The following is a 14,743-nucleotide window of genomic DNA, read 5'->3' as shown; positions in this document are numbered from 1 at the left end:
CGGCCTGCGATATGGAATGGGTCCTGAGATCCTGCGCGATGTCAGTTTCCATATTCCGCCGCGTTCATTCCAGTTTTTGACCGGCCCTTCCGGGGCAGGAAAGACGTCGCTCATGCGCCTTCTTTTCATGGCCCTGAAGCCAACGCGCGGTCTTATCAATATTTTCGGCAAGGATGTTGCGCGGCTCAATCATGCGGAAGTTCCGCTTCTGCGCCGTCGTATCGGCATCGTGTTCCAGGATTTCCGCCTGCTCGACCATATGACCACCTATGAGAATGTGGCGCTTCCACTGCGCGTGCGCGGAAAGGAGGAGGCAACCTATCGTCATGAGGTGGAGGAACTTCTGCATTGGGTCGGGCTCGGCGACCGCATGAATGTGCTGCCGCCGGTTCTTTCAGGCGGTGAGAAGCAGCGCGCAGCGATTGCGCGCGCGCTCATTGATCAGCCGGAACTTCTTCTGGCCGACGAACCGACCGGCAATGTCGATCCGCCGCTTGCGAAGCGTCTGCTGCGCCTTTTCACCGAGCTGAACCGTTCGGGCACGGCTGTGATTATCGCGACCCACGACCTTTCCCTGATGGAGCAGGTGGATGCGCGACGCATGATCCTCGAACATGGGCGGCTCGACATCTATGATTGATGCAAAGAACGCCTGGCGACGTATATTGGATGACATCCGGGTTCGTTTCGAAGACCTCAAGGACATGCTGCTCGTTCGTATCGGCAAACGCCGGAAGCGTCAGGGACCGAGTCCCATCGTGCCTGATGGCAGCGTAACGGGAACCGCACTTGTCATCGTGATCGCGATCATGACCTTTCTGGCATGCCTGACGATGGGCGGCGTGACGCTCGTTCGCGCCTCGGCCGCTGCCTGGCAGAGCCAGATAGCTCGCGAAGCCACGATCCAGATCCGGCCTGTCGACGGGCAGGATATGGAAAAGGCGTTGGCTCAGGCCAGCGAAATCGCGCGTGGTTTTGCCGGTGTGAAAGGCACCAGCATCATCGACAAGGATGCGACCGCCCGGTTGCTCGAACCATGGCTCGGCAGTGGCCTTAACATCGATGAATTGCCTGTGCCGCGTCTTATCGTCGTTACGATCGATGAAAATGCGCCGCCTGATTTCGAAACCATGCGGACTGAAATCACCCGCGCCATTCCGGCTGCGACCTTCGATGATCACCGCACCTGGGTCGACCGTCTCGTCTCCATGGCGCATACGACGGTGTTCGTCGGCACGGGCGTTCTCTCGCTTGTGATCGCTGCGACCGTTCTAACCGTTATCTTTGCCACGCGCGGTGCGATGTCCGGCAACGGCCATATTATCGAGGTTCTACATTTCATCGGCGCGGAATCGAAATTCGTGGCGCGCGAGTTTGAATGGCACTTCTTCCGCACAGCACTGAAAGGCGCACTGTGCGGTGGCACGGCGGCAATGCTGGTCTTTCTGATGTTTTCCTGGTGGGCGTCGAGCCATATGGCGACACCTGAAGGCGATCAGGCTGCCGCCATGTTTGGTAATTTCGCCATCGGGCGCGATGGCTATATCGGCGCTGCCGTCATCATTATTCTGGTCAGTTTCCTGACCATGCTGACCAGCCGCCTGACGGTGATCCGCCAGCTTGCAACCATGGACGGTCCGGGAGTGCGCTCCGAATGAAGACCTTTTCCGATACAGGCGCTTTCAGGGCAAGATTTTCGTCCGCTTCTCCGACTTCTCGCCGCAATGCTGGCTATGATGGAAGAAGAGATGGTACGCGAATCCCGCAAGCGCTATCGGGCGGGCACCGGTCGAGTGACGATGCAGTGGCACAGAGGCAGACAGCAAACGGGTTTTCTTCAGGAGATGTGGTCTGGCGCCGCAGCCGGAATGGCGCTCACCTGCAATCTCTTGCACTTGCCTCCGGCAATTTCCTATGGTCTGTCATGATGCGCATGTTCAGACGTCTCCAGCCCGTTTCCATCGTTCTGTTTGTTATTCTTCTGGCGTTTCTCGTCGGCTTTGTCGTGTTTGGTGAAAAGGTCACCAGCATGCAGCCGCCGGCTATCGATGAGCCTGCCGATGCCATCGTCGTTCTGACCGGTGGCCAGTCCAGAATTCAGGCTGCGGTCGATCTTCTGAAGGACAAGCGAGGAAAGCGGCTCCTGATCAGCGGCGTTCATCCGGCGACCAATGAAAAGGCACTGCAGCGTGCGACCCATGCCGACCAGAGTCTCTTCGATTGCTGTGTCGATCTAGACCGGTCGGCGCTCAACACCATTGGCAACGCGACCGAAAGCGAACGCTGGATTCGTACCAACAACTATCGTCGCGTGATCCTGGTCACCAACAACTACCATATTCCGCGCAGCACGCTGGAAATGTCCTATCGCATGAAGGATGTGGAATTCATTCCCTATCCGGTCGTGAACGGGGACCGCCGCGAACATAGCTGGGTTTCCGAAGGCGACACATTGCGCGTGCTCTTCATCGAATATGTGAAATATCTTGGCGCCGCTGTCCGTGTGGGTACGACCGAACTGTTCGGAACGCAGACCAATCAGAGTGTAACGACCGAGAATTGATCTTGCTGCCGGATTACGATTTCCTGATGGAAATGGCCGTTCTTCCTGATATATCGATGCCGTCACTTTCTGCAGAAAGTCCAGAATTCGTGCGTGATCGTTTACCGGAAGTCGGGAACGAAAATGCTTTAGCCAGGGTCTCCACCGACTGATGCTTCTCTATCTGCGCTCAATCTTGTTCAATGCGGCGTTTTATATCTGCACACTGGTTCAGATGATCGTCTATACGCCTTTCTATTTTCTTCTGCCCCGCAAGAAGGCCTGGATTGTGCCGAAGCTGTGGGCACGGGTCAATCTCTGGCTCCAGAAGCATATTGTCGGCACCGACTATGTGGTTGAAGGATTGGAGAACATTCCTGAGGGCGCTTATATCTGTGCGCCAAAGCACCAGTCTGCCTGGGATACCTATGCTTTCCTGCCCTATCTTGACGATCCCGTGCTGATCCTGAAGCGGGAATTGATGCGCATTCCGCTTTTCGGCTGGTATATCGCGAAAATGCAGATGATCCCGGTCGATCGCGGTTCTCGCGTCAAGGCACTGCATTCCATCACCAAGGGCGCGGAAAAGGCGATTGCGGAAGGCCGCCAGATTCTTATCTATCCAGAAGGAACGCGTCGGGCGCCAGGTGCTCCACCGCACTATAAATATGGCATCGTCCATCTTTACGAAGCGCTCAATCTGCCGGTTTTGCCGATTGCGCACAATGCAGGCCTCTACTGGCCGCGCCGCAAATTTCTGCGTTATCCGGGAACCATTCGCGCCCGTATTCTGCCGCCAATTCCGGCAGGTCTTCCGAAGGATGAATTTCTCAAAAGATTGATTGAAACGACCGAGACGGCCTGCGACGAATTTCTGGTCGCCGCCAGCCGCGATCCCAATCCACCACCTATGCCACCGACCGCCGTTCAAAGACTGAACGAGCTCGGCGCCTAACCCTCACAGCATGTTAACGGCCTGATCACGTTCAATTGCGTTGCGAGAACGACAATTCGCCGCGTTTTCTAGAACTTTCGTTTTTCTTGCGCGCAACCTTGAAACCCGTTATCAGAGCCCGACACGAAAGGACACATCATGAATATTGATGCCATCTCCATCGGCTCCAATCCTCCTGAAGACGTCAACGTCATCATTGAAGTGCCTGTCGGCGGCCAGCCGATCAAGTACGAGATGGACAAGAAGGCCGGCGCCCTCATCGTCGACCGCTTCCTCTATACGCCAATGACCTATCCGGGCAATTACGGCTTCGTGCCACATACGCTTTCGGAAGACGGTGACCCGATTGACGTTCTCGTCTGCAACACCCGTCCGCTGGTTCCCGGCTGCGTGATCAATGTTCGCCCGATCGGCGTTCTGGTCATGGAAGACAATTCCGGCAAGGACGAGAAGATCATTGCAGTACCGTCGCCGCACCTGACGCGCCGCTACGAGAAGATTCACGACTATACCGATATGCCGGAGATCACTCTGAAGCAGATTGCGCACTTCTTCGAACACTACAAGGATCTGGAACCCGGCAAGTGGGTCAAGATCGGTGACTGGGGTGACGAAGATTACGCACGCAAGTTCATCGTCGAAGCTATCGAACGCGCCAAGGGCAAGTAAGCAACAGCTTCCCGATCCGTTTAGAGCGCCGATCTGATTGGATCAGATCGGCGCTCTAACTTTTTCTATTTTAAGCATAATCTTACCGATCCTCGTTTCACTCCGGTCGGATTATGCTCTAAAACAAAAGCGCCCGGCAATGTCCGGGCGCTTTTGTTTTTTAGCTTGCGAGTGATGCGCTTACAGGAAAAGCGGCAGCAGCGTCGTCCACATGAACTGGCGGATGAAGAAGATGATCAGCAGCAGGACGATCGGTGAAATATCGATGCCGCCGAGATTGGGTAAGATATTGCGGATCGGCCGCAGAACGGGTTCCGTCACCTTGTAGAGAAACTCACCGATCGAAGCCACGAAACGGTTGCCGGAATTGACGACATTGAACGCATAGAGCCACGAGAAGATGGCACTCGCTATAATGATATAGGTGTAGATATCGAGCGCCAAATCAATGGTGCGGAACAATGCGATCATGGAGGCCTCCTTGGCAATTGGCCGAGATGTAGCGGTTGCATCGGGCAAGAACAAGGGCCGAGCGATTGAACGCCGGTATTTTTGAGGCGCGCGGTGTGTGTTTCTAGGCGCTGGAACCGCCCGTTTGATGTTGGATAGTGTGGTGAATGAGATCGTTGACATGTTCCAGCCAATGATCGCGTACCCGCATGTTGCGCAGATGCTGGAGCGTATTGGCGACATAATCCACATTGGCCCCGGAATCGCCGTGAGCAGATGCGACGATCGCTGCGGCACTCTCAGGTGAAAGTGATCCGGCATATTGAATGTGGTGCCGGTCTGCGACATAGGTGACCGCATCGACATTGCGACCGTCAGCGAGGCGCAGGCGCAGATGCTTTTCGTGATAGACTTGGTTCGACATTTCACGTTCGCGCAGATAGGTCATCACTTCGCCAGTCATGTCACCAGGCACGCGAAAAGCGATGCCGAGACATGAGCCACCGGTGTCCAGGCCCAGGACCAGACCCGGTCGGTCCGGCGTTCCGCGATGGACATGCGAATAGATGCATAGGCTGCGCCTGTAGCCGTAAAGACGCGCCCGGACGGTCTCCACATGTGCAAAGCCCGGTCGCCACATCAGCGAGCCATAGCCGAAAACCCAGAAATCGTTCATTCGCCTGTCATTGAGAGCTGTGGTCATGAAGGGTGTCCATAATGGATCAGTGGACGCCGATTTCCACCGGTAATCAACGGATATCCCTCGATTTTTATTCTCAATCGCTTCACAAGGCACATTCCTGCCATAATATGGCCAACAGTCGGGAGGAGCAAAACATATCGGGGTTTGGAATGTTCAGTCTGACCCCGGAGCGAGGCTCTTCGAAACAACCGTCTGATTAATGTAAGGCTTTTGAAATGGCGCATACTGGAATGAACGCATCGAAGTCCAGAAAGCGTCCCATCGCGCTCATTGTCATTCTGCTTGTCTTGATCGCTGGCTATACAGCGGGCTGGTTCTATATCGCAAACAGGCTAGAGGCACGAGCCAAGGCCGACATGGCCAAGCTCGCCTCTCAGGGCGTCGGCGTGAAATGCGAAGACTTGCGCATGGGCGGCTATCCGTTGCGCGTCAATGTCGTCTGCGACAGCATTTCCTGGCAGCGTCCTTCTGAAGGCATGGCGTTCCGCGCAGGGCGCTTCACCTCGGGTTCCCCGGTCTATGCGCCACGTTCCCTCTCGAACGATCTGACAGGACCCGCCTTCATCGAATTTCCGGGGCTGGAACCGCTGGAAGTCAACTGGAGCAAGTTTACCTCCAACACCCGGCTGGCACGTCCGTTCCCGACAGAGATTGAGCTCGCCGCGCGTGAAGTGGCTGTCGGTCTTCGCACCGAAGCCACCACGACAGTGCCGCTCAGCACGCTTGAGCAGATGGATTTCCGCATGAGCGCCTCGGGTGACACATTGAAGGTCAATGGTCGCTTTGCCGGTCTGAAACTTGCCAAGGCAGCGATTGGTACAGCCACCAGCCCTGAAATCGACGGTGTGGCGGATATCGATGTGTCCGATGCCGCGACGTTGCTCGCAAAGGGCGATGCTCCTTTTCATGAACGGTTGCGCGGGCATTCCGGTACCGTCAATCAGGCTTTCCTGTCCATGCCCAATGGAGCGATGGTTTCGGTAGCCGGGCCGTTTTCGGTCGATGCTGACGGGCTGATTAATGCCGATGTGAAGCTGACACTGGTCAACCCGCAATCGCTGGCGCAGGCTGGTCAGACAGTGTTTCCCGAGCAGGGTGGCAATATCGCTACCGTTTTGTTTGCTCTCTCGGCCATGCCGAAAGATGAAAACGGCAATCCCGTGATGGAGATTGCCGTTCGCAAGGGTAAGGTCAGCGCTGGATTTATTCCGCTCGGGCGGTTGCCTGCGCTGTAGCGCAATATGCGCCCTATTTTTGCTCGCTGGTACGCGTTGCAGCCTGACGGCCGAAATCAGGCGCATCCACTTCCTGACCTGCATCGATGATGCCGCGCCGGACAGCGCGCGTGCGCGTGAAAAGGTCGAACAGCGCTTCACCATCCCCCCAGCGGATCGAGCGCTGAAGCGAGGCGAGATCTTCCGAAAAACGCCCGAGCATTTCGAGGATGGCATCCTTGTTGTGCAGGCATACATCGCGCCACATCGTCGGATCGGATGCGGCCAGTCGTGTGAAATCGCGGAAACCGGAAGCCGAGTATTTGATGACTTCCGACTTGGTCACCTGTTCCAGATCACTGGCTGTGCCAACGATATTGTAGGCGATGATGTGCGGCAGATGCGAGACAATGGCCAGCACCAGATCGTGGTGCTGCGGGTCCATGCGATCAAGTCGTGAGCCGCAGGCGACCCAGAACTCGCTCAGCTTTTCGAGAGCTGCTTCACTCGTGTCGGGCAGGGGCGTCAGAATGCACCAGCGATTGGTGAAAAGCTCTGCAAAGCCGGCATCCGGGCCGGAATATTCCGTGCCTGCGAGCGGGTGGCCGGGAATGAAATGCACATTGTCCGGCAATTCCGGCTGCATCTGCGCAATCACGGAAGCCTTGGTGGAGCCAACATCGGTGACGATGGCACCGGGCTTGAGGTTTGCCGCGATCTGGCGTGCAACCGTTCCTGACGAGCCGACCGGCACAGATACGACGATCAGATCGGCATCCTTGACGGCCTCAGCACTGTCGGTGGTGTAGCTGTCACCGAGACCCAGTTCCTCGGCCCGCTTCAGTGTTTCACTGCTGCGCGTGGCGATGGCGATATGATCGGCGAGCTTTTCGCGTCGAATGACGCGCGCCAGCGATGAGCCAATAAGGCCGATGCCGATCAGGGCGATCTTGTTGAAATGGATCGTGGACATTGTACTACTTCAAAAATTCGGTCAGGGCGACGACGACGCCATGATTGGCTTCCTCCGGTCCGACCGTCATGCGCAAGGCATTGGGGAACCCGTAACCGCCGACGCGACGCAGGATATAGCCACGCTTGGAGAGCCACTCGTCGGCCTTGTCGGCGGAATGCGCGCCATTGTCCGGAAAATGGATCAGCAGGAAGTTCGTGACTGACGGCGTAACCCGAAGACCAAGTCTGGTGAACTCTTCGGTCAGCCAGCCAAGCCATTTGTCGTTGTAGGTGATCGATTTTTCGACGTGGGCGCGGTCGCGGATGGCCGCAGCACCGGCGGCAATGGCGGCCGAATTCATATTGAATGGCCCGCGGATGCGATTGACGGCATCGACTACATGCAGCGGCGCATACATCCAGCCAATACGTAGACCCGGAAGCCCGTGGATTTTCGAGAAGGTGCGCGTCATGACAACATTCTCGTTGGATGAAACGAGTTCGAGGCCCGATTCATAGTCATTGCGACGAACATATTCTGCATAGGCCGCATCGAGAACCAGAAGCACATGCTTCGGCAATCCGGCATGAAGGCGGCGGACTTCCTCGAAAGGCAGATAGGTTCCGGTTGGATTGGCCGGATTGGCGATGAAGACGATCTTCGTGCGCGGCGACAGGCCAGCCAGAATGGCATCCACGTCGATACGCTCGTTCTTCTCCTTCACCGTGATCGGCGTCGCGCCGGCACCCAGCGTCTGGATCTTGTAGACGGCAAAACCGTGCTCCGTGATGATGGCTTCGTCGCCCGGAGCAAGATAGGTCTGGCAGATCAGGCCAAGCAGCTCGTCGGAACCATTGCCGCACAGGATGTTGGCCATGTTGAGCCCCTGCGTTTCGGCAATTGCCTTACGCAGCGCCAGGGCCTGCCCATCGGGATAAAGCTCCAGCTTCTCGCCTGCATGTCGATAGGCTTCGACCGCATGCGGGCTTGGCCCGATCGGCGTTTCGTTGGAGGAGAGCTTATAGACCTTGGCAACGCCTTCCACATGTTCCTTACCGGGTACGTAGGCTGCGATATCGAGCAGGCCTGCCTTGGGCTGGGGACGGGTAAGGTTCTGCGTATCGGTCATGATTTTGGCTCCGCCAAAAGGTCAATGTTAAAGTTACGATGGGTTAAAGTTACGATGGCGGCATATCCCGCCATTGCGTCCAAGTCGAGAAAAACCTTGTTCGGTACTACTTGCAGACCGCAGCAACTGTACGTTTTCCGGGGCGATGATGCGCAAATGCCCTAACTCTTTTGATCTGTCTTGCTGGTCCGTGCCGGTGCTTTCCGTAATCCGCCAACAGGTGTGCCCTGAGGTGCGAGAACCGGAACGAAGACACGGCGCGAGGAGCGCTGTGCGACAGGCAGTCCCTGATAAAGACGCTTCTGCGCTTCCACCACCAGAACGCCTGAAAAGACTGGCCACAGCCTCCGCCCCATGCCTTCCAGCGCCAGACAGGGCCGCATCATCCATCGGCGCGTAGCGGGTGGGAAATGCAAGGCGTCGCTGACCGTACTGACGGTGAAATTCGCTTCACGCAGCAGGGTCGTCAGCTGTGTGCGGCTATAAGGTCGCCCGCTGCCGAAGGGTGTATGCTCGAAGCGGGCCCAGACACCGCGCCGGTTCGGCACCACGATGACGAGCCGCCCATTGGGGGCGAGGACGCGCCACATCTCTTTCAGCGTTTCTGTCGGATTTTCCGCATACTCCAGCGCATGCACCATAAGCACCCGATCGATCGAGGAATCGGGTAGCGGCAGTTCCTCATCGAAAACAAGCGCTGTTGCCGTTTTCTCTACTGAGGGCCAGGCGACGGCTCCCTGACCGGCAGGCATGAAGGCGAATGTCCGCTCCGTATCGGCGCTGAAGCGGTCGAGATAGGGCAGGCTGTAGCCCATGCCGACAAGCCGCTCTCCCGGCACGTGACCCCATAGGCCGGCAAGCGCCATGCGAATGGCGCGTTCCGCGAGATGGCCCAGCGTGGTGTCGTAAAATGATCGCAGTTCGATGATGTCTGGATGCATGAATGTCACGCTATATGAAATCTTAACGCTGGGAAATGGAGAAGCCGGAGCATCTTCATCTGGTGGGGTGCAATTTCCTCAAACCATGCTATAGAGCGTGCCTTTCCGGCGCCTTTGATCGCGCCAAAGTCTGCGCGAAAGCGAATGATCAGGAGAAGCAGCAGATGCCCGAAGTCGGTGGCAAGACAATCGAAGTTCTCTTTAGCCCGGACGAGATTGCCGGTCGCAATCTCGAGCTCGCCAAGGCCATTGCTGAACGCAAGTTCCACAACCTGCTGACGATTTCGATCCTGAAGGGCTCCTTCATCTTTGCAGCCGACCTCATCCGCGCAATGCATGATGCGGGCGTGGAGCCCGATGTCGAATTCATCACGGTTTCAAGCTACGGCAAGGGCACGACAAGCGCCGAAGTTCGTCTTCTGCGCGATATCGACAGCGATGTTCGCGACCGCGATGTACTGCTGATCGATGATATTCTGGAGTCTGGAAAGACACTGAAATTCGTTCGCGAACTTATGCTGGAACGCGGAGCGCGGAGCGTCAGCATTGCTGTTCTTCTCGACAAGAGCGTGCGCCGCAAGGTCGATCTTGATGCTGATTTCGTGGCTTTCGAATGCCCCGACTATTTTGTCGTCGGTTATGGCATGGACGTTGGGCACGCCTTCCGCCAGTTGCCCTTTGTCGGTCGTGTGATGGATTAAGGCTCCGGCCTGCTTCTCAATCGAACTTCAGCAGGCGCTGCAGATATTCCTTTTCCATCTGCGGCGTCAGCGCATTACCAAGTTTGCGGCGGATTTCATCGAGAATTTCACGCGCGCGCTGAATATCGATTTCACCTGGAATCTTGACGTCATCGTTGAGGCCGCTGTCGCCGGTACCTTGCTGGCGCCCAAGCGGGTCCCTTCCCCGACTGCCATTGGCGCCACTTTGCCCCTGACCTTGCTGGCCCATGGCTTGCTGCATTTTCTGCATCATGTCGCGCCCGCCGCGACGCAGTGCATCGAGTGCGCTGCCCTGCTGGTCGCTTGCTTCGGCACCTTCGCTGCGGCCCAACGCATCAGTGGCGTTGCCCATTGATTTTCCGGCATCCGAAAAATCCTTGCCGGGTTCAATACCCATGCCTTTCAAATCGTCCATCAGTTTTTGCAGATCGGATTGAAGGTCCTTTTGCTGCTGCTGCAGCTTGCGCATGGTTTCCGCCATATCGGGTGGCACATCGCCTTTCCCGCCCTGACCGTTCTCGCTCTGGCCGTTTTCGGTTTCACCGCCCGGCTGTCCGCCGCCCATGGAACCGTCATCACCCGGGAACATGTTGTCGCCGAATTCGCCCTCACCATCGCTGCCACCGAATTGGCGTTGCATCTTCTGATCGAGATCGAAGGTTTCGTTCATCGTCTTTTGCTGGCGTTGCATCAGTTCGCCGAGCTTGTTCATCTGCTGCTGCATCTGGCCTTGTTGGCCCTGCTGACCTTGCCCCTGACCTTGCTGGCCCTGTTGCATCTGTCCCATCTGCAGATTGTTCATCAGGTTCTGCAATTGCGACAGCAGTTCTTCCGCCTGATCGCGTGAGCCCTGACGCGCGAGATTTTCGATCTGGTCCATCATGCGCTGGAGGTCTTTTTCCGTCAGCATTCGCGCATTGGGATCGGGAGCGGCTTGGCGCGCATTGGGATTCTGTTGCTGGCGCTGGGCGAATTCCCGCAGGAAATCCTGCATCGCCTTGCGTAGCTCTGCCGAAAGCTTTTCGATCTCCTCTTGTGAGGCGCCGTTCTGGAGAGCGTTTTTCAGGGCCTCCTGTGCCTGCCGCAGGCGCTTTTCGGCGGCGGACAGATTTCCATCTTCGATGCCAAGGGCCACCTGCCACATATAATCCGCTGCATCGCGCAAGGTGTCATCGCTCCTGGCGAGACGAAGACGTGTACCAATCGTGACCAGACCCAGATAATGGGCTGCATTCTTGATGGTTTCGTCCGGGCGAAGCGTGATTGCCGACAGCATGTCGAGCACATGATCGCGTTGCGTCGCATCGAGCGCGAGGATACGGCGCTGTTCCGCAACGGCGCGGGCAAGTGGATTGCTGAAAGGGCGCTCGGGCAAAGTGATGATCTTGGTTTCGCTGCGCCCCGTTTGTCCGGCGGCGTCGGTTACGACCAGCGTGAGCGCAACTTTTTCACCTGCCCAAGGATGCTCGGTCAGGTCTTTCGACGTCGTGGCGTCCTTCGCACCGCGGCGCGGCAGTGCAAGCGGCAGTTCCGGTGCATCGTAGAGTGGTGCGGCTTCCTCATCCTCATCATTGTTGAGCGGGATGATCTCACCTTCGGCCTTTACCGGCGCGTAGTCGTCCTCGATCTGATAGGAAAGTTGCAATGTGCCATTCAGCGCGTGTCCCGGCTCTTTCGTGAAGCGGATCGTTGGCGGATTATCCGGCGTGACTACAAATTTCCAGCGGGCATCGGTGCCGGAAAGCGCTATGGTTTCATCCTGCTGCAAATCGTAGCGGAAGTTGCGGCTTCCATCGACGACGGCCTGTTCTGCAGGCTCCTTCTGGTCTTCCTTCGCGTTTACCGGCTGTACGTCGCGGCGCTCGCCCTTCGCATCGGTCGCGGTCAGGCGTTCGGAACCGCCACCGATCACGCGGACCGATAGAATGCTGCCTTGCGGTACATTGATTGCGGCCTGTTCGCTGTCGTTCGTCGTGGTCAGGAAGACCGGAGCACGGCCGGTATAGCGCGGCGGCGTTACCCATGCATCGATGCGGGCAACGGCGGTTCCATTGCTTGGACGGATATGAAAGGCATCGGCAATGCGCCCGCTGTTTGGGCTGAGGCTGTAGGCGAAGGCGGTCATGAAGAGCAGGGCGACCACCGCACGAATGCCGAAGGGATCGTGTTCGGGAACACGCGTATAAGGCAGGCCGGATTGCAGGTTCTTGAGCCGGTCCGCCATGCGGCGCTGGTGTTCCCGCCACAGGGCGACAGCGAATGGATCGTGTTCGCCTGTTGCCATATGGCCTGTCTGGACGGAAAGCGGTTCGTGAACGAGACCGTTGATCGCCTCGATACGACTTGTGACGTCGCTTTCTGCTGGGGTGCGAAACCGGAACGGCAGATAAAGCGCAATGAGGGTGGCAATACCGAATAGCGTCAGCACGCCGATATGCAGCCAACGGGGCATCATGCCGAACAGGCCGAACCAGCTCAGGCTGGCAAACAGACCGACGAGAAGAATCAGCGGCAGGATCAGCGGCCAGAACCGCTCGAAGCTGATCGAAAGAAAGGCACGCAGACGCAGACGGCGCAGGCTGGCGCCATCGCCTGAAAACAGCCGCAGAAAAACATCCCGCGCATGACGCGGCGGGTTTTTCCTGTCGTTGCTGCTATCTGTCTGCGGGGCCGCCTTAGGGGCAGTCATAGGTCTCGTCTTTCGCGTCAGCCGATTTCGGTTCGGCTGACAGGATAACACGCATCATGGCAAAGGCGAGGCTTTGCCCCGAGATTTATGGGCCATGATAAATGTGGGCCATGAATAATTATGGTCGCGAGACCTATAACCATTCCGGTACGGAATCGAGCGCGAGCAGTTCTTCATAGGTACGGCGCGGACGCACGACATGATAACGGTCGCCGTCGACCAGCACTTCGGGGATGAGCAGACGGCTGTTGTAGGTGCTGGAAAGCACCGCGCCATATGCACCTGTCGTGCAGACGGCAATCAGATCGCCTGGAGCAGGCTTTGCCACTTCCCGGTCGAGGCCGAGATAGTCGCCTGTTTCGCAGACCGGACCGACAAAATCGGCACGAATACGCGGCGCATCATCCTTCGGCAAAGTGACAGGCTTGATGTCGTGGAACGCATCATAAAGCGTCGGACGAATCAAATCGTTCATTGCCGCATCCACGATGACGAAGTTCTTGGCGTCGCCTTCCTTGACGAAGATCACTTCCGTTACCAGAAGCCCGGCATTGCCGACGATCAGGCGGCCCGGTTCGAACACCGTTTTCAGGCCCAGCGGCTTGATGTGCTTGGCGACGATTTCTGCATAGGCGACGGGTAGCGGCGGAGGTGTATTGTCTGTGCGGTAGGGAATGCCGAGTCCCCCGCCAACATCGACGTGGCGGATGTTGTGACCGTCGGCCTGCAGTTCCTTGACCAGTTGCGCCATCAGGGCGAATGCATTGTCGAAGGGTTCGAGGTCAATGATCTGGCTACCGATATGCATATCGATGCCGACCACGTCGAGACCGGGCAGGCTCGCTGCGCGCGCATAAGCCTCACGCGCCTTGACGCGCGGAATGCCGAACTTGTTTTCAGATTTGCCAGTTGAAATCTTGGCGTGGGTCTTCGCATCCACATCGGGATTGATGCGCAGCGACACGGATGCGACCTTGCCTGCCTTGACGGCGCGAGCGGAAAGAATTTCCAGCTCTGGTTCGGATTCAACATTGAAGCAATAGATGCCCGCTTCAAGCGCGAAGTCCATTTCGTGTGGAGTCTTGCCAACGCCTGAAAAGACGATCTTGTTGGCCGGGATGCCTGCAGCAAGCGCCCGGCGGATTTCGCCTTCCGAAACGGTGTCCGCGCCGGCGCCAAGCTTCGCCAGAGTTTTCAGCACGGCCAGGTTCGAATTGGCCTTCAGCGCGTAGGTCACGAGCGTTTCCATGCCGGCGAAGGCTTCGCTGAACACGCGGAAATGACGCTCGATGGTCGCGCGGGAATAAACGTAAAAAGGGGTGCCAACGGCCTGTGCGATTTCAGGCAGGCTGACATTTTCGGCGTGAAGAACGCCGTTGCGATGTTCGAAATGGTTCACGGGAATGCCCTGCAGCAGAAACTTACAACAGCTTGTCGAGGATGATCGGCTTGTCTTCCTTCGGTTTCGGCTTGGTGTGGCCCTGTTCGTCCGTCACGACGGCGGATGGCGGCGGCTCCAGCGGGCCCTTGCGACCGCAAGCGGCGAGCGTTGCCGCAAGCGCGGCGATCAGAAGCACGGAAGAAATGGCGGAGCGGCCTGTCATCAGCTTTGGTTCCCGAAATATATGATCTTGCTCTAAGTTTTGTCTTTACGCATGTCTTCCAAAACCGGTTCCCACTTTTGGAAGACATGCTCTAGGTCTAACTCATAATGCCCGAAAGTGGAATCATCAGTTCGACAGATGATTCCACATGACGTCATGTTGATCGATTA

At 57.2% G+C, this 14,743-nt stretch carries 15 protein-coding genes; 7 read left to right on the top strand and 8 right to left on the bottom strand.

Translation table 11 applies throughout. From position 1 onward, the window contains the following. Positions 1-16 precede the first annotated feature (16 nt). From ftsE to ppa, 5 genes are all read left to right on the top strand, one after another. A complete protein-coding gene (ftsE, locus tag ABDF71_RS00260; RefSeq protein WP_029929716.1) occupies positions 17-640 on the top strand; it encodes a cell division ATP-binding protein FtsE in 624 nt (207 codons plus the stop codon). Then, on the top strand, positions 633-1,658 hold the full coding sequence (locus ABDF71_RS00255) for a cell division protein FtsX (protein ID WP_029929718.1): 1,026 nt from the start codon (positions 633-635) through the stop codon (positions 1,656-1,658). Before ftsE ends, ABDF71_RS00255 begins: the two co-directional genes overlap by 8 nt. Next, positions 1,655-2,563 carry a YdcF family protein gene (locus ABDF71_RS00250; protein ID WP_151663735.1) on the top strand — a complete coding sequence of 303 codons (909 nt, stop codon included), beginning with the start codon at positions 1,655-1,657 and terminating at the stop codon, positions 2,561-2,563. The genes ABDF71_RS00255 and ABDF71_RS00250 overlap by 4 nt, the downstream gene beginning before the upstream one ends. 151 nt (positions 2,564-2,714) lie before the next feature. Next, the gene (locus ABDF71_RS00245; RefSeq protein ID WP_010657540.1) at positions 2,715-3,497 is read left to right on the top strand and encodes a lysophospholipid acyltransferase family protein; all 783 of its coding nucleotides are present in this window, start codon (positions 2,715-2,717) and stop codon (positions 3,495-3,497) included. A gap of 138 nt (positions 3,498-3,635) precedes the next feature. After that, positions 3,636-4,166, top strand: a complete 531-nt coding sequence (gene ppa / locus ABDF71_RS00240; RefSeq protein ID WP_010657539.1) for an inorganic diphosphatase — start codon at positions 3,636-3,638, stop codon at positions 4,164-4,166. 180 nt (positions 4,167-4,346) lie between these two features. Here the strand turns inward: ppa and ABDF71_RS00235 are convergent, their stop codons facing one another. Beyond that, positions 4,347-4,637 (bottom strand): YggT family protein, encoded by a 291-nt coding sequence (locus tag ABDF71_RS00235; protein WP_010657538.1) that lies wholly within the window; start codon positions 4,635-4,637, stop codon positions 4,347-4,349. Positions 4,638-4,740: 103 nt separating this feature from the next. Next, a complete protein-coding gene (locus tag ABDF71_RS00230; RefSeq protein ID WP_151663736.1) occupies positions 4,741-5,319 on the bottom strand; it encodes a gamma-glutamylcyclotransferase in 579 nt (192 codons plus the stop codon). 215 nt (positions 5,320-5,534) lie between these two features. On the opposite strand from ABDF71_RS00230, the gene ABDF71_RS00225 reads away from it, so the two are divergent. Beyond that, a complete protein-coding gene (locus tag ABDF71_RS00225) occupies positions 5,535-6,554 on the top strand; it encodes a DUF2125 domain-containing protein (protein WP_029375802.1) in 1,020 nt (339 codons plus the stop codon). Between the two features lie 13 nt (positions 6,555-6,567). Here ABDF71_RS00225 and ABDF71_RS00220 read toward each other — a convergent pair whose 3' ends face one another. The 3 genes from ABDF71_RS00220 to ABDF71_RS00210 all read right to left on the bottom strand — a co-directional run bounded on the left by ABDF71_RS00220 (position 6,568) and on the right by ABDF71_RS00210 (position 9,558). Further along, complete coding sequence (locus tag ABDF71_RS00220) at positions 6,568-7,506, bottom strand: prephenate/arogenate dehydrogenase family protein (RefSeq protein ID WP_151663738.1); 939 nt, start codon at positions 7,504-7,506, stop codon at positions 6,568-6,570. A gap of 4 nt (positions 7,507-7,510) precedes the next feature. Further along, positions 7,511-8,617, bottom strand: coding sequence for a histidinol-phosphate transaminase (gene hisC / locus ABDF71_RS00215; RefSeq protein WP_151663739.1), 1,107 nt, complete (start codon positions 8,615-8,617; stop codon positions 7,511-7,513). Between the two features lie 161 nt (positions 8,618-8,778). Then, positions 8,779-9,558, bottom strand: a complete 780-nt coding sequence (locus ABDF71_RS00210) for a class I SAM-dependent methyltransferase (protein WP_012091175.1) — start codon at positions 9,556-9,558, stop codon at positions 8,779-8,781. A gap of 164 nt (positions 9,559-9,722) precedes the next feature. Here ABDF71_RS00210 and hpt point away from each other — a divergent pair, with 164 nt between their 5' ends. Beyond that, on the top strand, positions 9,723-10,259 hold the full coding sequence (gene hpt, locus ABDF71_RS00205; RefSeq protein WP_010657532.1) for a hypoxanthine phosphoribosyltransferase: 537 nt from the start codon (positions 9,723-9,725) through the stop codon (positions 10,257-10,259). Between the two features lie 16 nt (positions 10,260-10,275). On the opposite strand, the gene ABDF71_RS00200 is transcribed toward hpt, so the two are convergent. The 3 genes from ABDF71_RS00200 to lptM all read right to left on the bottom strand — a co-directional run bounded on the left by ABDF71_RS00200 (position 10,276) and on the right by lptM (position 14,573). Next, positions 10,276-12,969 carry a TIGR02302 family protein gene (locus ABDF71_RS00200; protein WP_500060757.1) on the bottom strand — a complete coding sequence of 898 codons (2,694 nt, stop codon included), beginning with the start codon at positions 12,967-12,969 and terminating at the stop codon, positions 10,276-10,278. Positions 12,970-13,102: 133 nt separating this feature from the next. Beyond that, positions 13,103-14,368: a diaminopimelate decarboxylase gene (gene lysA / locus ABDF71_RS00195; protein WP_012091177.1), complete on the bottom strand. Its 1,266-nt coding sequence runs from the start codon at positions 14,366-14,368 to the stop codon at positions 13,103-13,105. A gap of 22 nt (positions 14,369-14,390) precedes the next feature. After that, positions 14,391-14,573 (bottom strand): LPS translocon maturation chaperone LptM, encoded by a 183-nt coding sequence (gene lptM / locus ABDF71_RS00190; protein ID WP_006467922.1) that lies wholly within the window; start codon positions 14,571-14,573, stop codon positions 14,391-14,393. Positions 14,574-14,743 lie beyond the last annotated feature (170 nt).

Source organism: Ochrobactrum sp. WV_118_8, from assembly GCF_039631535.1.
In the GTDB taxonomy this organism is placed as follows: domain Bacteria; phylum Pseudomonadota; class Alphaproteobacteria; order Rhizobiales; family Rhizobiaceae; genus Brucella; species Brucella anthropi.
The sequence above is the reverse complement of the archived record's forward strand: the minus strand, read 5'-3'. Positions and strand labels throughout refer to the sequence as shown.

Coding starts and splice junctions, on each gene's coding strand:
- ftsE (WP_029929716.1), top strand. CDS start 17: ATGGGTCCTGAGATCCTGCGCGATGTCAGTTTCCATATTCCGCCGCGT.
- ABDF71_RS00255 (WP_029929718.1), top strand. CDS start 633: ATGATTGATGCAAAGAACGCCTGGCGACGTATATTGGATGACATCCGG.
- ABDF71_RS00250 (WP_151663735.1), top strand. CDS start 1,655: ATGAAGACCTTTTCCGATACAGGCGCTTTCAGGGCAAGATTTTCGTCC.
- ABDF71_RS00245 (WP_010657540.1), top strand. CDS start 2,715: ATGCTTCTCTATCTGCGCTCAATCTTGTTCAATGCGGCGTTTTATATC.
- ppa (WP_010657539.1), top strand. CDS start 3,636: ATGAATATTGATGCCATCTCCATCGGCTCCAATCCTCCTGAAGACGTC.
- ABDF71_RS00235 (WP_010657538.1), bottom strand. CDS start 4,637: ATGATCGCATTGTTCCGCACCATTGATTTGGCGCTCGATATCTACACC.
- ABDF71_RS00230 (WP_151663736.1), bottom strand. CDS start 5,319: ATGACCACAGCTCTCAATGACAGGCGAATGAACGATTTCTGGGTTTTC.
- ABDF71_RS00225 (WP_029375802.1), top strand. CDS start 5,535: ATGGCGCATACTGGAATGAACGCATCGAAGTCCAGAAAGCGTCCCATC.
- ABDF71_RS00220 (WP_151663738.1), bottom strand. CDS start 7,506: ATGTCCACGATCCATTTCAACAAGATCGCCCTGATCGGCATCGGCCTT.
- hisC (WP_151663739.1), bottom strand. CDS start 8,617: ATGACCGATACGCAGAACCTTACCCGTCCCCAGCCCAAGGCAGGCCTG.
- ABDF71_RS00210 (WP_012091175.1), bottom strand. CDS start 9,558: ATGCATCCAGACATCATCGAACTGCGATCATTTTACGACACCACGCTG.
- hpt (WP_010657532.1), top strand. CDS start 9,723: ATGCCCGAAGTCGGTGGCAAGACAATCGAAGTTCTCTTTAGCCCGGAC.
- ABDF71_RS00200 (WP_500060757.1), bottom strand. CDS start 12,969: ATGACTGCCCCTAAGGCGGCCCCGCAGACAGATAGCAGCAACGACAGG.
- lptM (WP_006467922.1), bottom strand. CDS start 14,573: ATGACAGGCCGCTCCGCCATTTCTTCCGTGCTTCTGATCGCCGCGCTT.